Annotated in this window: 13 protein-coding genes and 1 pseudogene; 5 read left to right on the top strand and 9 right to left on the bottom strand. The window is 72.6% G+C overall.

Annotated features, from left to right (window positions below):
• Positions 1-41: 41 nt before the first annotated feature.
• The 3 genes from ACWGJ5_RS25175 to ACWGJ5_RS25165 form a co-directional block, all read right to left on the bottom strand.
• Positions 42-998, bottom strand: coding sequence for a sigma-70 family RNA polymerase sigma factor (locus ACWGJ5_RS25175; protein ID WP_453311936.1), 957 nt, complete (start codon positions 996-998; stop codon positions 42-44).
• Positions 999-1071: 73 nt separating this feature from the next.
• The gene (locus ACWGJ5_RS25170; RefSeq protein ID WP_453311935.1) at positions 1072-2115 is read right to left on the bottom strand and encodes a ketopantoate reductase family protein; all 1044 of its coding nucleotides are present in this window, start codon (positions 2113-2115) and stop codon (positions 1072-1074) included.
• A gap of 167 nt (positions 2116-2282) precedes the next feature.
• Positions 2283-2834 (bottom strand): DUF1697 domain-containing protein, encoded by a 552-nt coding sequence (locus tag ACWGJ5_RS25165; protein ID WP_453311934.1) that lies wholly within the window; start codon positions 2832-2834, stop codon positions 2283-2285.
• 410 nt (positions 2835-3244) lie between these two features.
• Between ACWGJ5_RS25165 and ACWGJ5_RS25160 the strand changes: the two genes are divergently transcribed.
• Positions 3245-5503 carry an MMPL family transporter gene (locus ACWGJ5_RS25160; RefSeq protein ID WP_453311933.1) on the top strand — a complete coding sequence of 753 codons (2259 nt, stop codon included), beginning with the start codon at positions 3245-3247 and terminating at the stop codon, positions 5501-5503.
• A 254-nt stretch (positions 5504-5757) separates the two neighbouring features.
• Here the strand turns inward: ACWGJ5_RS25160 and mgt are convergent.
• Positions 5758-7033 (bottom strand): annotated as a pseudogene (gene mgt / locus ACWGJ5_RS25155) (macrolide-inactivating glycosyltransferase).
• Between the two features lie 143 nt (positions 7034-7176).
• Here mgt and ACWGJ5_RS25150 point away from each other — a divergent pair.
• A complete protein-coding gene (locus tag ACWGJ5_RS25150; protein WP_453311932.1) occupies positions 7177-8040 on the top strand; it encodes a phosphotransferase enzyme family protein in 864 nt (287 codons plus the stop codon).
• Positions 8041-8145: 105 nt separating this feature from the next.
• On the opposite strand, the gene ACWGJ5_RS25145 is transcribed toward ACWGJ5_RS25150, so the two are convergent.
• The 4 genes from ACWGJ5_RS25145 to ACWGJ5_RS25130 all read right to left on the bottom strand — a co-directional run bounded on the left by ACWGJ5_RS25145 (position 8146) and on the right by ACWGJ5_RS25130 (position 12498).
• Positions 8146-8871 (bottom strand): exonuclease domain-containing protein, encoded by a 726-nt coding sequence (locus tag ACWGJ5_RS25145; RefSeq protein ID WP_453311931.1) that lies wholly within the window; start codon positions 8869-8871, stop codon positions 8146-8148.
• Between the two features lie 103 nt (positions 8872-8974).
• Positions 8975-10213 carry an SAV2148 family HEPN domain-containing protein gene (locus ACWGJ5_RS25140; RefSeq protein WP_453311930.1) on the bottom strand — a complete coding sequence of 413 codons (1239 nt, stop codon included), beginning with the start codon at positions 10211-10213 and terminating at the stop codon, positions 8975-8977.
• Between the two features lie 116 nt (positions 10214-10329).
• Positions 10330-11649 carry a copper amine oxidase gene (locus tag ACWGJ5_RS25135; RefSeq protein WP_453311929.1) on the bottom strand — a complete coding sequence of 440 codons (1320 nt, stop codon included), beginning with the start codon at positions 11647-11649 and terminating at the stop codon, positions 10330-10332.
• Between the two features lie 48 nt (positions 11650-11697).
• Positions 11698-12498: a Tat pathway signal sequence domain protein gene (locus tag ACWGJ5_RS25130; protein ID WP_453311928.1), complete on the bottom strand. Its 801-nt coding sequence runs from the start codon at positions 12496-12498 to the stop codon at positions 11698-11700.
• A gap of 195 nt (positions 12499-12693) precedes the next feature.
• Between ACWGJ5_RS25130 and glgX the strand changes: the two genes are divergently transcribed.
• Both glgX and treY read left to right on the top strand, forming a co-directional pair.
• Positions 12694-14805, top strand: coding sequence for a glycogen debranching protein GlgX (gene glgX / locus ACWGJ5_RS25125; RefSeq protein WP_453311927.1), 2112 nt, complete (start codon positions 12694-12696; stop codon positions 14803-14805).
• A 154-nt stretch (positions 14806-14959) separates the two neighbouring features.
• Positions 14960-17335, top strand: a complete 2376-nt coding sequence (gene treY, locus ACWGJ5_RS25120; RefSeq protein WP_453311926.1) for a malto-oligosyltrehalose synthase — start codon at positions 14960-14962, stop codon at positions 17333-17335.
• A 506-nt stretch (positions 17336-17841) separates the two neighbouring features.
• On the opposite strand, the gene ACWGJ5_RS25115 is transcribed toward treY, so the two are convergent.
• Entirely contained in the window at positions 17842-18744 is a 903-nt protein-coding gene (locus tag ACWGJ5_RS25115; RefSeq protein ID WP_453311925.1) for a LysR family transcriptional regulator, read from the bottom strand.
• A gap of 110 nt (positions 18745-18854) precedes the next feature.
• Here ACWGJ5_RS25115 and ACWGJ5_RS25110 point away from each other — a divergent pair, with 110 nt between their 5' ends.
• Positions 18855-20534 carry an FAD-dependent oxidoreductase gene (locus ACWGJ5_RS25110; protein WP_453311924.1) on the top strand — a complete coding sequence of 560 codons (1680 nt, stop codon included), beginning with the start codon at positions 18855-18857 and terminating at the stop codon, positions 20532-20534.
• Positions 20535-20662: the final 128 nt, after the last annotated feature.

Genomic DNA, 20662 nt, shown 5'->3' with positions numbered 1-20662 from the left:
CGCCGGATTGGTGCAGCGTCCCGACCCAATCCGCTCTCACTTCACCGGTCCAATTCCTCCAGGCCGCCGCCTGCCCCGGTCCGCACCGGGTCCACCACCGCGATCTCCGTCCCGCGCAGGCGTTCCGCTTCCGCCACGACGTCGATCCCGGTGATCCGGCCGTCCGCGCCGAAGGCGAACGCCAGGACCAGGCGCGCCCGCCCGTGCTCCGCCATGACCAGGCCGAACTCGCCGTCCAGCAGGGCGAGTCCGGTGAGCCGGGCGCGCGCCATGGCGGCCATCGCTCCCTGGGCGACGGGCACGGCGCCCCGCACGGTGATCGGTTCTGGCGTGGGTACCACCAGCGCGTCGGCGTGCAGCACCACGTCCGGGTCGAGCAGCGCGACCAGGGCCGTGAAGTCGCCGCCGCGGGTGGCGGCCAGGAACGCCTCGACGGCCCGCCGACGGCGTACGGCGTCGGCGGCGGGCGCGGCAGGCCGGCCCTGGACCCGGCGGCGGGCCCGGACGGCGAGCTGCCGGGTGGCGGCCGGTGTCTTCTCGATGAGCGGGGCGATCTCCTCGAAGGGCACGGCGAACATGTCGTGCAGCACGAAGGCGACCCGCTCGGCCGGGCGGAGGGTGTCCAGGACGACCAGCAGCGCGACGCCGACCTGGTCGGCCAGCAGCGCCTCCCGGACGGGGTCGCCGGCCCCGGCCCCGGTGGAGACCGCCGGGGTGTCATGGTCGTGGTCGTAGGCCCCGAGGAACTCCTCGCGCCGGTTGCGGCGGGCCCGCAGCAGGTTGAGGCAGACCCGGGTCACCACGGTGGTCAGCCAGCCGGTGAGGTTGTGCACCGTGTCGAGGTCGGCCTGCCGGGACCGCAGCCAGGCCTCCTGCAGCGCGTCGTCGGCCTCGGCGGCCGAGCCCAGCAGCCGGTATGCCACGGCCGTGAGGTGCGGCCGGTCCGCCTCGAACCGCTCCGCGAGCCGCCGCCCGGCGTCCTCGGTGACGTCGTCCACCGTTCGCCCGCCCCCTGCTACGAATGGGTAGGTGTGGTCCGGGTCCTGACGGGACGCCGAACCGATCGGAAGGTCAACTGCCGTGCGGTGCAGCGGACTCGGACGGCACCGTGCCCTCGGCAGCGTCGGCCATCCGCACCAGTTCCGCGACCGGCATCGACCCGGCGGCCCGGTGCTCCCGTGCGAACAGGTTGGCGAGCCGCTGCAGCAGTTCGTTCAGCGGGGTCGCCACGCCGTGCAGCCGGCCGAGCAGCACGATCTCCCCGTTGAGGTAGTCGGCCTCGATGGTGCCGGTGCCCCGGGCGAGGGACTGCCAGGAGGAACCGCCGCCGCGCGGAGCCCCGTCCAGCGGGACCAGGGTGACCTTGTCGCCACGGGCCGCGCGCTGCTCCCCGGCGTCGGCGCGCGCGATGCCGGCCGCGTCGAGCACGGCCGCCCCTTCGGCCCGTACGCGGCCGAGCAGGGCATGCGCGCCCTCGTCGGAGGCGGGCCCGCACAAGGCTTCGAATGCGGTGCCGAGGTTCCAGAGCAGCTTGGCGTACTGCCAGCGGGCCACGTCGGGCACCACCGGCGCCTCGAAGTGGGAGGCCTCCAGGTCGGCGGCGATCCGGCGGGCGGTGTCGTCGGTGCCGTGCGGGAGGCGACCGAGGTGGAGGATGCCGGTGAGCGGGGTGCCCGCGGCGGAGACGACACCGGGCTCCACGAAGGTCGAGGGCAGCCAGACACAGACGCCGTACACGTGCCGGAAGCGGCGCAGCGCGAACCGCCCGCTCTCGACTCCGTTCTGCAGCAGGAGGAGCGGCAGCCGCTCAGCCGCCGTGCCCCCGCCGGCCACGGGCGCGTCGGCCCAGGTCTCCAGGGCGGCCACGGTGTCCTGGGTCTTCGCGGCGAGCACGAGGACGTCGTCGGCCCGCAGCTCACCGAGCGGGCCCGGCCCGTCGACGGCCGGCAGCCGGTACGTCAACTCGCCTTCAGGCACCCGCAGTCGGAGTCCCTGCTCCGCCAGCGTCGCCAGATGCCCGCCCCGTGCCACGAGGACGACGTCACGCCCCGCCTGGGCCAGCCGCCCGCCGACGGTCCCGCCGACCGCTCCGGCCCCGATGATGATGTAGCGCATGGGCAGAGCCTCGCACACGCGTACGTGGCCCTGCCCGACAAGGTCCGGCCGGCGCCCGTGCTTGACCTTGCCTCTGGGACAAGGCGAAGTGTGCGCGGGCAAAGACGACTTCACCTGCGGCAGACGCCGTGCATCGATCCGGGCGACCCGCTGGACCCTGCGGACCGTCACGCTCCCGGAGCGGTCAGCTCGACCAGTTTGACGACGGTGTTCCAGTTGCGGCTGGTGGCGATCAGGTCCTTGGTGCGCCGCGTCCGGGACAGTGCCTCGGCGAGCTTGGAGCGGCCGAGGCCCTCGGGGGCGTACAGGTACAGGCAGCGGTCGCCGAGGCGGAACTCCTCGGGAAGGTGGGCGGCGGGGTCGATGTCCGCGTAGCGGTCCGGGGTGACCGGTGCGGAGAAGTACGTGACGTGGAGCTGCTTGGGCTCCAGGTCGGCGGCCGGGAACGGGCAGCCCTCGGCGACCGCCTTCAGATAGGTGTGGTCACGCACGATCACGTCGACCGGGAAGCCGAACCGCTCCTCGATCGCCCGGCTCAACTCCGCCGCCAGCGACTCCTCGTCACCGTGATCGGCGGTGAACACGGCCTGGCCGCTCTGCAGATGCGTCCGTACGCCGGTGTGGCCGAGGCCGGTCAGCAGCGTACGGAGGTCGGCCATCGGCAGCTTCCTGCTGCCGCCGACGTTGATTCCGCGCAACAGCGCCGCATAGGTCGTCATCCGGCCACCCTAAGCGGCCGTCGTGCCCCGTGGGGGTGGGCACGACGGCCGGGCCCGCTCCGGGCGGGGCTGCGCGAAACTCTCGCCGATCGGCGGGCACCGGATCAACCTCTTCACGCAGCTGTGACTTGTTCAACAAAGTTTCGTAATCACAAACCGGCGCGCCGGCGGCAGAACGGACAACCCATGTCCGACCGGCGGCGGAACAGGCTGCCGAACCCCGAGACACGCCCCCGAGAAGTGCGGATAGGTGTAAGGGGCCGCCGTCCTCCCCAGTGCTGACCGGCCGCTCGCCGAGTTCACCGGGCAGCACGACGAGACGCGTTTATCCAGCTCATACGGTCATACCGGAGCAAGCGCAGACGTGGCGGCAGGGAGCCGCCACCGCACACGAGGGGGTAGGACCCGCGATGGGGAACAGGGACGTGCCGGTGCGGGGGCTGGCCGCCCGCGCCGGCGGCTGGAGCGCCCGGCACCGCTGGGCGGCCGTCGGCATATGGGTGCTGTTCGTAGTGCTGGCCATGGGGCTCGGCTCGGCGGCGGGCCGGGTCGACGTCGACGAGAACAACCAGCTCAAGGGCGAGACGCACACCGCCGCCCAGATCATCGACGACGCGGGGATCAAGGAGCCGGCCGGCGAGACGGTCCTGATCCAGTCCAAGGATGCCGAAGTCACGGCGACCGGCACCGAGTTCCGCGCCGCCGTCGCCGACGTGGTGAAGGCCGTCGAAGGCACCGGGAAGGTCGCGGCCGTGACCTCGCCGTACGACACGCACACCATCTCCCGGGACGGCCGCAGCGCGCTGGTGCAGTTCGACATGCGCGGTGACGCCAAGACGGCCGTCGACCGGGTCGAGCCGGTGCTGAACGCGGTCTCCGGGGTGCGGAAGGCGCACGGCTCGCTGCGGATCGAGGAGATCGGCGGCGCCAGCATGCAGAAGCAGTACAAGGACGCCTTCGGGGACGACTTCAAGCAGGCCGAGTACTCGGCGGTGCCGGTGGCCCTCGGCATCCTGCTGATCGCCTTCGGGGCGCTGGTCGCGGCACTGCTGCCGGTGGCCCTGGCGATCACCGCGATCATGGCGACGATGGGTCTGATGGGCATCGTCAGCCATCTGCAGCCGATGAGCGACACCGCCAACTCCGTGATGCTGCTGGTCGGTATGGCCGTCGGCGTCGACTACTGCCTGTTCTATCTCCGCCGCGAGCGCGAGGAACGGCAGGCCGGGCGGGACCCGGGCACCGCCCTGCGGATCGCCGCCGCCACCAGCGGCCGGGCGGTCATCGTCTCCGGTGTCACGGTGTGCGTGGCGATGGCGGGCATGCTCTTCACCGGGCTCGCCCAGTTCGAGGCGATGGGCCTGGCCTCGCTGATGGTGGTCGCGGTCGCCATGGTCGGGTCGGTGACGGTCCTCCCGGCGCTGTTGTCGCTGCTCGGCGAGCGGGTCGAGAAGGGCCGGATCCCGTTCCTGAACCGCCGGAACCGCGACCGGAAGCAGGCCGCGGGCGAGGGCAGCCGGGTCTGGACCGCCGTACTGCGCGCGGTGCTGGCCAGGCCGCTGGTCTCCGTCGTCGTGGCGGCCGGTGCGCTGCTGGCCGTCGCCGCGCCCGCGCTCGGCATGAACACCCAGCAGCTCACCCTGGACCAGGAGTTCGGGAAGTCGCTGCCGATCGTGCAGACCTACAACCGCGTCAACGACGCCTTCCCTGGCGGCAGTGAACCGGCCCAGGTCGTCGTCAAGGCCACGGACATCAACGCGCCCGAGGTGCGGCAGGCGCTGGCCGACTTCAAGAGGGAGGCGATCGCCTCCGGTGCCTCGCGCGGCCCGGTCGACATCCGCGTGCACGACGCGCAGAACGTCGCCCTGGTCTCCGTGCCGCTGGTCGGCGGCTCCGACATGGACCGGGCGGTCAAGAGCCTGGACAAGCTGCGCGACGAGGTGCGGCCCGCCACGCTCGGCAAGGTGGACGGCGTGCAGGCGCCGATCACCGGGCAGGTGGCCGGCAACCACGACTTCAACGACCAGCTGCTCGGCTCCGTCGTCCCGGTCTTCGCGTTCGTGATCGTCTTCGCCTTCCTGCTGATGCTGCTGTCGTTCCGCTCGCTGACCGTGGCGATCACGTCGATCGTGCTCAACCTGCTGTCGGTGGGCGCCGCGTACGGGATCCTCGTCGCGGTCTTCCAGCACGGCTGGGGTGCCTCGCTGGTGGGCGCGGAGGGGGTCGGCGCGATCGTGACCTGGCTGCCGCTGTTCCTGTTCGTGATCCTGTTCGGGCTGTCGATGGACTACCACGTGTTCGTGGTGTCCCGGATCCGCGAGGCCCGCATGAACGGCCGTACGACGAAGGACGCGATCCGGCACGGCGTGGTGACCACGGCCGGTGTCGTCACCAGCGCCGCGGTCATCATGGTCGCCGTGTTCGCGATCTTCGGCACGCTGTCGATGCAGTCCATGAAGCAGATGGGCGTGGGCCTCGCCGCGGCGGTCCTCATCGACGCGACGGTCATCCGCGGTGTGCTGCTGCCGGCCGTGATGGCCCTGCTCGGCGAGCGCAACTGGTACCTGCCGAAGTGGCTCCACTGGCTGCCCGACCTGACCCACGACGAGACGCCGGCCGTGGTCGCCGCCCGTCCGGTGCGGGAGGAGGCGGAGCGGTTGCCGGTCTGATTCGGCGGGCCGGATGGGCGCCTGCCCGCCGGGCGGTTGAGAACGTGCGCGGGTGCGGGGCGTGGGGGCTGATGGCACAGTTCCCCGCGCCCCCTTCGGGCGCTCGTAGCTGCGGGCAGTCGTGCCGCTGGGGCGGCACGGGTGGGCGCTGGAGGTACCCCCTGCGGGGGAGGCACTCCGCAAGCGCGGGCAAGCGACCCAACACCAGCCCAGCCCCGGCCCCAGGGGGCTGGAGAAACGCGGGGCCAGGTGTCCTACTTCGCTACGCGGCCCCGCAATTCCGCCTCGATCAGGTCCGCCGCCCGCCGCGTGCCGCCCTCCTTCGCCATCTCCGCCTGGATGTCCTTCAGTCGCCGCGCCACCTCCGGGTCGGCCCCCAGGGCGAGCGCGGCCTCGCGGAGGCGGTCGGCGGTGGCCTCCTCGGTGTCCAGTCGGCGGGCGACGCCGAGGGACTGGAGCATGTCGGCGTTGCCGAACTGGTCGACGGCCTGTGGTACGGCGATCATCGGCGTGGCGGTGGCCAGCCCCTCCTGGCTGCCGCCGGCACCCGCGTGCGTGACGAACAGGTCGGCCTGCCGCAGGACCGCCAACTGCGGTATCCAGCCGTGCACTTCGACGCCCTTTGGTACGTCGCCCAGTTCGGCGGGGTCCACATGCCGGCCGATCTGAAGGACCAGGTGCCGGCCGGGCAGGCCGGCGAAGGCACGGACGCACTCGCGGTAGAGGCCCGGCTGGTTGGTGAAGGCCGAGCCCAGCGACACCAGCACGACCTTCTCGGCGCCGGCGGGCCGCTGCCAGTCGCCCTGTTCGGCGCGGTCGCCCTGGCAGGCGCCGACGAAGGTGTGGATGCGTTCGTCGACCCGGTCGGCGTGCGGCTGCAGCGCCTTCGGTATGAGGACGAGCGAGCGGGCCGGGCGGCCGACGAAGGAATCCGGGTGCTGGGTGATCCCGTTCTCCGCCAGCCACGCCTCGAACCGGGCGTAGTACGCCTGCCCGCGCGGGGTCTTCCGCGGCTCCGCCCACATCGGCTCGGCCACCTCCTCCTCGTACCCCTCCCAGGCGACGAGGTTCGGGGAGAGGGAGATCGCCGGGACGCCCCAGCGGTGGGCGAGGACGCGGGCCGGGTAGGAGGCGATGTCGTGCAGCACGAGGCCGGGCTCATCGCCGGCGTAGGCCGCCGCGAGCTGCGGGAGTGCCTGGATCGCGTCCGCGAGGAACGGCTCCACGTTGTCCAGCAGCGTGCTCCCCCAGGCCGCCGGGTCGGCGCCGGGTCCGGGGAGTGTGGAGCTGTACGGCACGGGCCGGGCCCCGGTGGCGGCCACCTTCTCGGCGAACACCGGCGGAATGGCGTACGTGACCCGGTGGCCCCGGGCGACCAGTTCGCGGATCACCTCCAGACTGGGGTTCACATGGCCGTGCGCGGCGATGGAGAACATGGCGACATGTGCGGGCGTGGTCATGACACCGAGGGTAGACGAGACGAGACGTCTCGTTCAAAGTTGTTTTCCGTTGGCCGGCGGGGGGACCCATGGCGCCCAGTGCCTGCCGCACAGGGAGGCCCGGGGCTGGCGGCGCCGCATCCTCGTCAAGGGCCCGCGCACCCCGCCCGACCTGTGCGAATGCGAGACTGGCCGGAGAGACGGCACGGGACGACAGCGCGGCACGGAGGCACGATGGACGAGGCACGGGCACGGGACGTACTGGCCGCGGCGGGCGTGCTGCCGGGCCCGGCCCGGGACGCGGCCCTCCTCGCCCTCGGCGAGAACGCGGTGTTCGCCGCCGGTGATCTGGTGGTGAAGGTGGGCCGGGACGCCGAGCTGCTCCAACGGGCCCGGAGCGAGCTGGACATCGCCGGCTGGCTGGCCGGGGCGGGCGTGCCGGCGGTACGGGCGGCGGAGCCGGAGCCGCGGCTGGTCGAGGGCCACCCGGTGACCGTGTGGCACCGGCTGCCCGACCCCGTACGGCCCGCCGAGCCGCGGGATCTGGCGCGGCTGCTGCGGCTGGTGCACGCACTCCCCTCTCCTCCCTTCGCTCTGCCGCCCCGCGAGCTGCTGGGCGGTGTGGAACGGTGGCTGCGGCTCGCGGGCGACGCGATCGAGCCCGAGGACGCGGCCTACCTCCGCGCGCGCCGGGACGGGTTCGCGGCGGCCGCGGCGGCGCTGACGCCCCGTCTGCCGCCGGGCCCGATCCACGGCGACGCGCTGCCCCGCAACGTGCACATCGGGCCGGACGGGCCGGTCCTGGTCGACCTGGAGACCTTCTCCACCGACCTGCGCGAGCACGACCTGGTGGTCATGGCCCTCTCCCGCGACCGGTACGGGCTGCCCGCCGAGGCGTACGGCTCCTTCACCGAGGCGTACGGGTGGGACGTGCGGGAGTGGGAGGGGTGCAGCGTGCTGCGCGGGGCCCGGGAGACGGCGAGCTGCGCCTGGGTGGCTCAGCACGCGCCGAGCAGTCCGAAGGCGCTGGCCGAGTTTCGGCGGCGGGTGGCGTCGCTGCGGGACGGGGACGAGACGGTGCGCTGGTACCCGTTCTGAGGCTGTTTCGCGCCCCTGAGGGGTGCGGGGCGGTGTCGATGTGCGGCTCCGCCGCGTGGGCGCGACCGGCCACCCACTCACCCGCAGCCGAAGACGGCCGCCGGACTAGACGGGCTGGCTCTCCGCCAACTCCCGCAGCGGCCACGCCCCGTCCACCACCGCTCCCGCATCCCCCTTGCGCCGCAGGAACGCCTGGAAGTCCGCCGCCCACTCCGCGTACCACTCGATCTGCCGCCGGTGGAGTTCGACCGGGCTCAGGGACGCGATCTTCGGGTGGCGGCCGGCTATCGCGGAGGCGAGTCGCGCGGCGGCGAGGGCGTCGGCCGGGGCCGTGTGGGCCGCGTCGAGGACTATCCCGTACTCGGCGCAGACCGCTTCCAGGTTCCGTTTGCCCCGGCGGTAGCGGTCGACCCAGCGGTCGATGGTGTAGGGGTCGACGACCGGGGCGGGGGCGGCGCCGCCCAGGCGGTCGGCGAGGGACGGCAGCGCGTGGCGGCGCAGTTCGGCGGAGAGCAGGGTGAGGTCGAACGCGGCGTTGTAGGCGACGACCGGGACGCCCGCCTGCCAGTAGGAGACCAGGACGTCGGCGATGGAGTCGGCGACCCGGTCGGCCGGATGACCCTCGGTCGTCGCCCGCTCGTTGCTGATCCCGTGTACCGCCACCGCGTCCGCCGGGATCTCCACGCCCGGATCGGCCAGCCATTCCCGGCGTCCCATGGGCTCACCGGCCCTGACCTCGATCACCGCGCCGGTGACGATGCGCGCCTCGCGCGGATCGGTCCCGGTCGTCTCCAGGTCGAAGCCGATCAGCAACTCCTGGTGCCAGCCCATGGGCGGCCCCCCCTTCTTGGTGGTGCTTTCCCCCAGTGGCCTCCACCCTCGCACGCGGCACTGACAATCAGAGGAGCGCGTTCCGCTTGCACCGGCGGACAGTTCAGGACACAGGGCGCGAATCCGCCCAGGCGAGCTCGAATTCCTCGCGGTATGTCGGGAAGAGCCCCGCTTCCCCAACAACGTCCGACTTGACCAGCTTGCTGCCGTTGCGCAGTACCAGCACCGGCGACTCCATCCCGCGCGCCCCGCGCAGATAGGACTGCACCACGGCGATGCCGTCCGCGCCGTCGCCGTCCACCAGGTAGGCGGTGAAGCGCGGTGTCTCGTCGTAGACCTGGATCTCGAAGGCGCCCGGGTCGCGCAGCCGGGAACGGACCCGGCGCATGTGCAGGATGTTCATCTCGACGGAGCGGCTCAGTTCGCCCCGTTTCATCCCGAGTTCGCGCTCGCGGCGCTTGACCGAGCTGGAGGCCGGGTTGAGGAAGAGCAGCCGTACCCGGCAGCCGGTCTCGGCGAGCCGGACCAGACGGCGGCCGGAGAAGTTCTGCACGAGCAGGTTGAGGCCGATGCCGATGGCGTCGAGACGGCGGGCGCCGCCGAAGAGGTCCTCGGCGGGGAACTGGCGCATCAGCCGCACCCTGTCGGGGTGGACGGCGACGACGTCGGCGTACCGGTCGCCGACCAGGTCCTCGACCGCGTCCACGGGCAGCCGGCGCGCCGAGGGGACGTCACCGCCGGCACCGAGCATCTCCAGCAGCCGGGCGGAGGCGCGCTCGGCCTGGCTGAGGACCGCCCCTGACAGCGCCCGGTTGCGGGAGACGACGTTGCGGGTCACCTCCAGCTCGTCCAGGGCGAGTTCGAGGTCGCGGCGCTCGTCGAAGTACGGTTCGAAGCACGGCCAGTGCTGCACCATCAGTTCGCGCAGCTGGGGAAGGGTGAGGAAGCTGAGCACGTTGTCGTCGGCCGGATCGAGCAAGTAGCCCTTGCGGCGGCTGACTTCGCGGACGGCGACGGCCCGCTGCACCCACTCCTGACCGGCCGGACCGGCCGCGGCGACCACCCAGTCGTCCCCGTGGACGGGTTCGTAGATGGGCCGCAGTACGGCGGCCACGACCGCGCGCAGCCGCTGCTCGACGAGGTTCAGCCAGATGTAGGCCCGGCCGGCCCGCTGGGCGCGGGTGCGCACCTCGCGCCAGGCGTCGGCGTCCCAGTCCAGCTCCGGCCCGATGGACCCCGCGTCCATCGGGCGGGCCAGGGACACCGCGCCGGGCGGGACGTCTTTGGAGTTCCCCTCGTGACCCTCGTCACCAGGGGGCAGCTCCAGGCCTCCCGAGCCCACCCGTGCACCGCCTTCCGATCCCCCGGGCCTTTCCCGTCTCAACGATCAAGGAAGGGTACTCCGCGAGAGGTGGGCGGTGCAGCCGGATGGACAGGTCGGTTTCCCGACTGTTCCGCTCAACTACGGGGCTCCCAATGGCCGTTCTGCCATGCGAGGTCACTCGGAGTGAGCGGATTCATGGCGGTCACGTCCCGGGGCACGATGGCGAAGCCCTGCCAGTGCACCGGCATGGGCTGCTGGTCCTCGTCCCGCGCGATGTGGTGGAAACCGACGTTCATCCAGATCACCGGGTGGGTCAGGGTCTGTCCGCCGACCCATCGGTCCACGGATGCGGGGTGTCCCCGGTCGCACTTCGGGTTGTCGCTGGCGAACAGTTCGCACGGGTTGTACTCGGTGACGTAGAGGTCGTGCCGGGTGAAGTCGCGGCCGAGGTACTTGGTGGTGGGTCCGGGGACCATCTCGTACGAACGTGCGTGTCCGTCCTTGTTCTTTCCGGTCGCGCTGACCACCCGCCACCAGCGGTAGTCCTTCAGGTCGCCGGCGAGTTCCCTGGTGACCTTCGTTCGGGTGGTCCGGGTGGTCGGCCCCTGCTGTCCGCCGGTGCGCGGGCTCACGACCGAGTCGTACTGCTCGACCTTCGTCTTCGACGAGCCGTCGAGACCGAAGTCCAGCCGCCAGAAGACGTTGTGGCTGTGGCTGGTGGCGTAGGCCCTGGCGCCCTTGCCGATGGGCCAGCCGCGTCCGTCGCCGGAGTCGTAGTCGTCGAAGGAGAGGCTGCCGGTCGCGCCGATGTTCATGGAGATCAGGCCGTCGTCCTGGAAGCGCCACTCGGTGATGTACTCGTACCAGCCGACCTGGTTGACGGTGTAGACGAGGAAGTCCTTGCCCTGCGCCTGGTAGACCTTGTCCGTGCCCACGTCGTGCATGCGGTAGGCGTGGCCGCGGGCCCGGGTGGTCGTGCACAGTCCGTTGACGTTCGGGTGCTGCGGGTCGACGGCGTCGGGGACCCTGACGGTCTTGATGGTGCCGCCGGGGCATTCGGCGGGCGAGAGGTTCATCAGCGCCTGGGCGAAGTCCTGCCCCGTCAGGTCGCTGTACTCGTTCTTTCCGTCGTCGTAGGGGACGTGGATCTGGGCGAGTCTGGCGCTGTTCAGCACCTTGATCGGCTTGGGCTCGCCCTTGGGCTGGTAGCTGACGTCCTCCAGGACGAGACCGGCCTTGCTGTCGTAGTGCCAGCACATGCGCCAGGTCGTGCCGCCGGAGAGCTTCTGCTCGATGCGGTAGGAGGCGCTGCAGTCGGCGGCGGGCGCGGCGGCGGCCGTTCTCGGCCGGGCGGCGGCGGGTCCGGCGGCGGTCGTCGCGCCGGCGGCCAGCGCGGCCACGGTCAGGCCGACGGCCGCTGCCCTGCGGGCACGGCGGATTCCGTACTCGGGCATGACGATATGGCTCCCTTTCAGGAGGTGCAGGTCTGGGGAAACGTTCGGTCAGCCGTGGTCGAGGGCGGCGGCCTTGCGGGCACTCAGGTCGACCACCAGGGACCTGGTGTCGATCCAGGGCCCGTTCCTGACCTTGGTGAACAGCCGGACGCACCGGTGCGTGCCGCACTGGTCGAGGACCGCCGGCTGCGCGCCCGGAGCGGCCCGGTAGACGCCGCCGCTCAGCAGCAGCTGGTCCGGGGAGGTGAGCTCCTTGCCGGTGGCGTCCTTGTAGTCCGCCTTCAGGCCCGCGCCGAGCGGGGAGGCGATCAGGAGCCTGGCGGCCTCGGCGTTCTCGTCCCGGCTCGGCGGCGGCTGGACGCCGCGCTGGGTGCCGGTCCGTTCGACCTTGCCGGTGTCCAGGTCGACGGTCCTGGTGACGAGGGTGTCGTTCTTGTAGTCGTAGAAGGTGATGTCGGCCCGGCGCGGCGGGGCCGGGTCGTCCGCCTCGCCGGGTTCGGGTTCGGCGAGGTCGACGCTCAGGCGCTGCGGTCCGCGGCCGCCGTCGACGTTCTCGCCCGTGGTCGGCAGCTGCCCGTTCAGGGCGATCTTCTCGGCCCGCCGGATCTCGTCGTCGGTGAGCGGATCCCGGCCGGTGCCCCTGCCGCGCTCGGCGGGCGCCTGCTCGACGACACCGGGCCGGACCGCGTCCGGGCCCTGCCCGGCCCGCGTACCGCCTCTCGCCCCCGCCGAGGTGTCCGCCCCCGCCGTGCCCGGCAGGGTGATCGCGACCATCGCGGCGGTCCCCACCGCCGCGAGGGCCACTGCTGCCACTAACTTGCCCAGATGGCGGTGCACTGTCTCACGCACATTGCCCCCTGCTCCCTGTGGTCGTCCGGGAGTACGTGTCGCCCCACTGGTTCGGCACACGGCGGGTACGAGAGCCACCGTGTGCCGCGGTCGGTGGGTAAGAGGGACACAGGACACGTGAGGTTCCGCCAATTCGGGGCGACTCGGGGGCCAACGCGGCCCCGGGACGGCGGCACACCTGGGAGAGTCGTAGCCATGCAGGTCTGGCCTGGACAGGCGTATCCGCTCGGCGCCACCTACGACGGCGCCGGAACCAACTTCGCGGTCTTCACGGAGGCCGCGGACCGAGTAGAGCTGTGTCTGCTGCACGACGACGGCTCGGAGACGGCGGTGGAACTCCGCGAGAGCGACGCGTTCGTGCGGCACGCGTACGTGCCGGGCGTGATGCCCGGACAGCGGTACGGGCTCCGGGTGCACGGCCCGTACGAGCCCGGGCGCGGACTGCGCTGCAACTCCGCGAAGCTGCTCCTCGACCCGTACGCGAAGGCGGTCAGCGGCACGGTCCGGTGGGGCGAGGAGGTGTACGGCTACCACTTCGGCGCCCCGGACAGCCGTAACGACCTGGACTCGGCCCCGCACACCATGGCCTCGGTGGTGATCAACCCCTACTTCGACTGGGGCGACGACCGGCCGCCGCGCACCGAGTACCACCACACGGTGATCTACGAGGCCCACGTCAAGGGCCTGACCATGCATCATCCGGGGCTGCCGGAGGAGCTGCGCGGCACCTACGCGGCGCTCGCGCACCCGGCGGTGATCGAACACCTGACCAAGCTCGGGGTGACGGCCCTGGAGCTGATGCCCGTCCACCAGTTCGTGCACGACCACCGGCTCGTCGACATGGGCCTGAGCAACTACTGGGGCTACAACACGATCGGCTTCTTCGCCCCGCACAACGCGTACGCCTCCTGGGGCGACCGCGGCCAGCAGGTGCTGGAGTTCAAGTCGGCGGTCCGGGCGCTGCACGAGGCCGGGATCGAGGTCATCCTGGACGTCGTCTACAACCACACCGCCGAGGGCAACCATCTGGGCCCGACGCTGTCCTTCAAGGGCATCGACAACCGGCAGTACTACCGCCTCACCGACGACTCCCGCTACTACATGGACACCACGGGCACCGGGAACTCGCTGCTCATGCGGTCCCCGCACGTGCTCCAGCTGATCATGGACTCGCTGCGGTACTGGGTCACCGAGATGCATGTCGACGGATTCCGCTTCGACCTCGCGGCCACCCTGGCCCGGCAGTTCCACGAGGTGGACCGGCTGTCGTCGTTCTTCGACCTGGTGCAGCAGGACCCGGTGGTCTCCCAGGTGAAGCTGATCGCCGAGCCCTGGGACGTGGGCGAGGGCGGCTACCAGGTGGGCAACTTCCCGCCGCTGTGGACCGAGTGGAACGGCAAGTACCGGGACACGGTACGGGACCTGTGGCGGGGCGAGCCGCGGGCGCTCGCGGAGTTCGCCTCCCGGCTGACCGGCTCCTCGGACCTCTACCAGGACGACGGCCGCCGCCCGCTGGCCTCGATCAACTTCGTCACCTGCCACGACGGCTTCACCCTGCACGACCTCGTCTCGTACAACGACAAGCGCAACGCGGCCAACGGCGAGGACAACCGGGACGGCGAGAGCCACAACCGGTCCTGGAACTGCGGGGCGGAGGGCGAGACCGACGACCCGGACGTGCTCGCGCTGCGCACCCGGCAGATGCGGAACTTCATCGCCACGCTGATGCTGTCCCAGGGCGTGCCGATGATCAGCCACGGCGACGAGTTCGCCCGCACCCAGCGCGGCAACAACAACGCCTACTGCCAGGACAGCGAACTGTCCTGGCTGGACTGGCCGGAGTCCCTGGAAAGCGACCTGCTGGAGTTCACGCGCGCGATGGTGTGGCTGCGCCGGGACCATCCGGTCTTCCGTCGGCGCCGCTTCTTCCACGGCCGTCCGGTGGAGGGCACCCACGACGATCTGTCCGACATCGCCTGGTTCACCCCGGAGGGCGGCGAGATGACCCAGCGGGACTGGCACTCGGCGCGGACGTCCGCGCTGACGGTGTTCCTGAACGGCAACGCGATCTCCGAGCCCGGCGCGCGCGGGGAGCGCATCACCGACGACTCGTTCCTGCTGATGTTCAACGCCTCCCCGGGGCCGCTGGACTTCCTGGTGCCGGTCAACCACGGCAGGCAGTGGCAGGTGGTCGTCGACACCGCCTGCCCGGGCGGGGTACCGCCAGGATCCGGGCCCAAGGTCGCGGCGGGCGACCGGATCACCCTGCCCGACCGCAGCATGACGGTGCTGCAGCGGCCGGCGTGACCGGGGTCCGCGCGGCGGCGGCCCACACCGGCGAGACTGCCTGTCCGGTACGCGCGCGTGGAGGACGTTTTCGCCGCATGGGCCGGATGGGCGAGTATGGGTCCGTTCAGGGGCCGGTGACACGAAAGGCGGCGGGCTGGGTACGTAGCTTTCCATGACTTCTGCGCGACCCGGACCGGAGGTGCCCACGGCCACCTACCGGCTGCAGCTCCAGCCCGCGTTCCCGTTCGCCGCCGCCGCGGCGGCCGTACCGTACCTGGCGTCGCTCGGCGTCTCGCATCTGCACCTGTCCCCCGTCCTGGAGGCCGTGCCCGGCTCTTTGCACGGTTACGACGTCGTGGACCACGCGCGCGTGCGCGGGGAACTGGGCGGCGAGGAGGGTCTGCGGTCGCTGGCGCGGACCGCACGGGAGCACGGTCTGGGCCTGGTGGCCGACATCGTGCCGAACCACATGGCCATGGCGCCCCGGCACAATCACGCCCTGTGGGAGGTGCTGCGCGAGGGGCCCGACTCGCCGTACGCGCGCTGGTTCGACATCGACTGGGAGGCACAGGACGGGCGGCTGCTGCTGCCGGTGCTCGGCGGTCCGGTCGGCTCGCAGCTGGAGCACCTCGTGGTCGACGGCGACGTGCTGCGCTACCACGAGCACGCCTTCCCGCTCCGCGCGGGCACCCACGACCTGCCGCTGCCTGAGCTGCTGGACGCCCAGTGGTACCGCCCGGTGTGGTGGCGGCTGGCCCGCACCGAGGTGAACTACCGGCGGTTCTTCAGCATCTCGGAGCTGATCGGGGTACGCGTGGAGGACCCGGAGGTGTTCGACGCCACCCACGCCAAGATCCTCCAGCTGCTGCACGAGGGCGTGTTCGACGGGCTGCGCGTCGACCACCCCGACGGCCTCGCCGACCCCGACGGCTACCTCGCGCGGCTGCACGAGGCGACCGGCGGCCGCTGGACGGTGGTGGAGAAGATCCTCGCCGACGGCGAACGGCTCCCGGCGTCCTGGCCCGTCGCGGGAACCACCGGCTACGACGCCCTGCGCCAGGTGGACGGCCTGTTCACCGACCAGACGGGAGCGTACGAACTGCTGGGCCGCTACCGGGCGTTCGCGGCGCCGCAGACGGACCGGGGCGGCAACTGGGACGCGACGGTACGGCGGGCCGCCTACAAGGTGCTCACGCACGAGCTGGCCGCCGAGACCGACCGGCTCACCCGGGTGGCCACCCGGGTGTGTGCCGCCTCGCCGGACCTCGGCCTGCGCGACCGGGCGCCCTGGGCGCTGCGCACGGCCGTGGAGGAGCTGCTGGTGCGAATGCGGGTGTACCGGCCGTACGCCTCCACCGACGCCTCCGCCGTCGTCACCGAGGAGGCCGCCGAGGAGGCCCGGCTCGCCTTCGTGGTGCCCGAGGAGGCGGAAGCCGTCGGCATCGTGCGCCGACTGCTGGTCGAGCCGCCCGGTGAGCCGTCGGCACCGGACCGCGCCGACCGGGTGGAGTTCCGCACCCGGTTCGCGCAGACCGCGTCGGCGCTGCGCGCCAAGTCGGTGGAGGACACCGCGTTCTACCGCTACGTGCCGCTGCTGTCGGCGAGCGAGGTGGGCGGCGATCCGGGCCGGCCGGGAGTGTCCCCGGAGGACTTCCACGCGTACTGCGCGCGCGTGCAGCGCGACTGGCCGGGCACCGGCACGGTGGTCTCCACGCACGACACCAAGCGCAGCGCCGACGTACGCGCCGCGCTGGCCGTGCTCACCGAGTGCCCCGACCGGTGGACGGAGTTGCTGGCCGAGGTGAACCGGCCCGAGGAGGGCGTGGGCGCGCCGGACGGGCAGTTGGCCTGGGCGGCCTGGCAGACGGTGTTCGGGCTGGGGCCGGCCGAGGAGAAGCGGGTGCGGCAGGCGCTGCTGAAGCATGTGCGCGAGGCGGGCATGTACACCAGCTGGACGGAGCAGGAGCCACCGTACGAGGAGGCGGTGGCCGCGTTCGTCGCCGCAGGGCCGTGCGGGCCGCCCGGTGAGCGCGTGGCGGCCTTCCGCAAGGCACTGGAGCCGCACATCCGGGCCAACGTGCTCGGTACCACCCTGGTCCATCTGACGATGCCGGGCGTGCCGGACGTGTACCAGGGCACGGAGGGCGAGTACCGGGCGCTGGTGGACCCGGACAACCGGCGTGCGGTGGCGTTCCCGCCCGAGGTACCCGGTGAGAAGGACGCGCTGACGGCGGCGGCGCTGCGGCTGCGCGCCCGGCGTCCCGACGCGTTCGGCACGGCCGCGTCGTACGACCCGTTGACCGCCGAGGGCCCGGCCGCCGGCCACTGTGTGGCGTTCGCGCGCTCCGGTGCGGCGGTGACGGCGGTGACCCGGCTGTCGCTGCGGCTCGCGGAGGCGGGCGGCTGGCGCGACACCCGCCTGGAACTGCCGCCGGGGCGGTGGGCGGATGCGCTCACGCCGGCACGGGAGTTCACCGGCGACACGCGCGTGGCGGACCTTTTCGACCGGTTGCCGGTCGTACTGCTGGAGCGGGTCGCCGAGGGCTGACCGGCACCCGGGAACCGCTTGAGACGCCTCAGCGGACCGGGGAGGCTGAGGAGCCCCAGCGAGCCGGGGAGGCCACGGGGGCGGGCCACGTGCCGCGGAACGGTCCACGAAGGCCTCGGCTGCGCCGGGAGACCGCTCGACGAGCCCCAGCGAGCCGGGCAGGCTGTGGGCGGGGCTACCTGACGGAGCGAGTCCCCGAGGGCTGAGCGGCACACGGGAACCACCCGAGGAGCCCCTCAGCGGGCCCACGAGTCCGCCGGGGGGCCACGTGCCGCGGAGCGGTCCGCGAAGCCTCGGCTGCGCCGGGAGACCGCTCGACGAGCCCCAGCGAGCCGGTGAGGCGGCCGGGGCGGGCCATGTCGCGCGGAGCAGGTCGCCGGGGGCTGAGCAGCACAGGGGATTCGCTTGACGAGCCTTGACGGGCAGGGGAGGCGGTCGGGGCGGGCTACCTGGCGCGGAGCGCGTCGCCGAGGACTGGGCTGCGCACGGGAACCGCTCGAGAAGCCTCAGCGGGCCCGTGAGTCCGCCGGGGCGGGCCACGTGGCGCGGAGCAGGTCCACGAAGGCCTCGACGGCGCCGGTGGGCGGCACGCGCGCGTAGACAGCCAGAGGGCGCCTCCAGGCCGGGTCGGGCGTGAGGATCACACAGTCCTCGCCCACCGCGCCGCGCACGACGTCGGCCGACGCGGTGCACACACCGACCCCGGCGGCGGCCATGCGCACGGCCGTCGAGGTGTGCTCGGTCCACACGGCGGTCCGCGGCCGGAATCCGGCCTTCCCGCAGGCCCAGTCGAGGAAGCGCTCGCCGTGCACGACGGGTTCCAGCGCGCAGCGGACCCAGGCGCGGTCGGCGAGTTCGGGCAGCGTCACCGTCGTACGGCCCGCGAGGCGGTCGTCGAACGGGACCACCAGGACGAGCTCCTCCTCGCCGACCGGTACGACGGTGCCCGGCGGGTCGTCGGGCACCGGGCCGAAGGCGAGGTCGGCGGTGCCGCGCTGGACGGCCTCCTCCAGGGCCTCGGCGGTGGCGTACTCGTGCAGCCGCAGCAGAACCCGGGGATGGGCCTTGCACCAGCGGGCGAGGACATCGGGCAGGGCGCCCACGGCGAGGGAGTGCAGGGTGGCGACGTGCAGTTCGCCGCCCTCGGCGCCGGCGGTGGCACGGGCGGCGCGGCGGGCCTGTGCGGCGCTGCGGACGGCGAGTTCGGCGTGCGGCAGGAAGGCCCGCCCCATCGGGGTGAGGCGCACGCCGCGGGCCATGCGCTCCAGCAGGGCGCCGCCGACCGACTTCTCCAGGGCCTTGATCTGGTGCGAGAGCGCGGGCTGGGTGACGTGCAGGGCGTCCGCCGCGCGGGTGAAGGACGCCTCCTGGACGACCGTCACGAAGTACTCCATCTGCCGCAGGCTCAACTCCGCGCCCTCCCCTTCGAGTCATGAGCATCGACTCATAAGCACCCTGCATGGATCCCACAAGAACATTGCCTTGGACTCATGGCAAGGGGCCGGCGGAGGGTGGGGACATGACCACACAGGCCACGAACACAGCGGACGTCATCGTCATCGGCGGCGGCACGGGCGGTTACAGCACCGCCCTGCGCGCCGCCGCCCTCGGTCTTGACGTCGTCCTCGTCGAACGCGACAAGGTCGGCGGAACCTGTCTGCACCGGGGCTGCATTCCGAGCAAGGCGATGCTGCACGCCGCCGAACTGGTCGACGGCATCGCCGAGGCGCGCGAGCGATGGGGCGTGAAGGCCACGCTGGACTCGGTCGACTGGGCGGCGCTGGTGGCCACGCGGGACGACATCGTGGCCCGCAACCACAAGGGGGTCGAGGCGCATCTTGCGCACGCCGGCGTGCGGGTGGTGCGCGGCAGCGCACGGCTGACGGGGGCGCGCACGGTGCGCGTGGAGGGCGTGGAGGGCGTGGACGGTGTGGAGGGCTCGGAGAGCATGGAGGGCGTGGGGACGGATTCCACGTCGGGCGCGCCGCATGGACACGCGCCGGGCGCGCACACCCCTGCCGCACACCCGCGCGCCAATCCCGCGTTGGGCGCACGCACCAGCTCCACGCCCGGCGAGCACTCCCTGCCCACGCCCGGCGCCGCGCAGAACGAACCCGTGCCCGGCGGCGCACTGTACGAACCCACGCCCGGCACACAGCCGCGATCCACTCCCGCCGTGCACGACTTCACCGCGCGCCGGGGGATCGTGCTCGCGACCGGCTCACGCCCGCGCACGCTCCCGGGGCTCGAACCGGACGGGCGGCGCTTGGTGACCAGCGACGACGCCCTGTACGCGCCGGGGCTGCCGACATCGGTCCTGGTGCTGGGCGGGGGCGCGATCGGCGTGGAGTACGCCTCCTTCCACCGGTCCATGGGCGCGGAGGTCACCGTGGTCGAGGCCGCGGACCGGATCGTTCCGCTGGAGGACGCCGACGTGAGCCGGCATCTGACGCGCGGGCTGAAGAAGCGCGGGATCGACGTACAGGCGGGCGCGCGGCTGCTGGACGCGGAGATCGTGGAGAACGGCGTACGCGCGCGTGTGCGCACCGCGCGGGGCGAGACGCGCACGGTGGAGGCGGAGCGGCTGCTGGTGGCCGTCGGCCGGGCGCCGGTCACCGAGGGCCTGGACCTGGCCGCGGCCGGCCTGGCGACGGACGAGCGGGGGTTCGTCGTACCGGCGGACTGGAACCGGCTGGAGACGGCCGTGCCGGGCATCCATGTCGTCGGGGACCTGCTGCCGCCGCCCTCGCTCGGTCTCGCCCACGCCTCGTTCGCGGAAGGCCTGCTGGTCGCCGAGACGCTGGCCGGGCTGCGGCCGGCCCCGGTGGACTACGCGGCCGTGCCCCGGGTGACGTACTCCTCGCCCCAGACCGCCTCGGTGGGGCTGAGCGAGACGGAGGCACGCGTGCGTGGGCGCGAGGTCGAGGTGAACACGATGCCGCTGACCGCCGTGGCCAAGGGCATGGTGCACGGCCGGGGCGGCATGGTGAAGGTCGTCGCCGAGGCCGGCGGGCAGGTGCTGGGCGTGCACCTGGTCGGCCCGAACGTGTCGGAGATGATCGCCGAGAGCCAGCTGATCGTCGGCTGGGACGCCGAGCCGTCGGACGTGGCCCGGCACGTGCACGCGCATCCGACGCTGTCGGAGGCGGTGGGCGAGGTGTTCCTGACGCTCGCGGGACGCGGCCTGCACCAGCAGTGAGCGCACGGCACGCACCGGGCTCGCCGCGCCCCCTCGCTTCCGTCCGGGCGCCCCCGGTAGCCTCCCCCGCCGCATGCTTGACAGTTCACCTTTCGCGTGCGGGACTTGGAGGGCGAGGCCGGGCGGGA

Source organism: Streptomyces sp. NPDC054783 (assembly GCF_053611725.1).
Note: the sequence above shows the minus strand (reverse complement) of the source record. Positions and strands in the feature narration are given on the sequence as shown.

Excerpts from the sequence above, each read along its gene's own strand:
- ACWGJ5_RS25160 (WP_453311933.1), top strand. The coding sequence starts at position 3,245 with ATGGGGAACAGGGACGTGCCGGTGCGGGGGCTGGCCGCCCGCGCCGGC.
- glgX (WP_453311927.1), top strand. The coding sequence starts at position 12,694 with ATGCAGGTCTGGCCTGGACAGGCGTATCCGCTCGGCGCCACCTACGAC.
- ACWGJ5_RS25135 (WP_453311929.1), bottom strand. The coding sequence starts at position 11,649 with ATGCCCGAGTACGGAATCCGCCGTGCCCGCAGGGCAGCGGCCGTCGGC.
- ACWGJ5_RS25110 (WP_453311924.1), top strand. The coding sequence starts at position 18,855 with ATGACCACACAGGCCACGAACACAGCGGACGTCATCGTCATCGGCGGC.
- ACWGJ5_RS25170 (WP_453311935.1), bottom strand. The coding sequence starts at position 2,115 with ATGCGCTACATCATCATCGGGGCCGGAGCGGTCGGCGGGACCGTCGGC.
- ACWGJ5_RS25145 (WP_453311931.1), bottom strand. The coding sequence starts at position 8,871 with ATGGGCTGGCACCAGGAGTTGCTGATCGGCTTCGACCTGGAGACGACC.
- ACWGJ5_RS25165 (WP_453311934.1), bottom strand. The coding sequence starts at position 2,834 with ATGACGACCTATGCGGCGCTGTTGCGCGGAATCAACGTCGGCGGCAGC.
- ACWGJ5_RS25150 (WP_453311932.1), top strand. The coding sequence starts at position 7,177 with ATGGACGAGGCACGGGCACGGGACGTACTGGCCGCGGCGGGCGTGCTG.
- treY (WP_453311926.1), top strand. The coding sequence starts at position 14,960 with ATGACTTCTGCGCGACCCGGACCGGAGGTGCCCACGGCCACCTACCGG.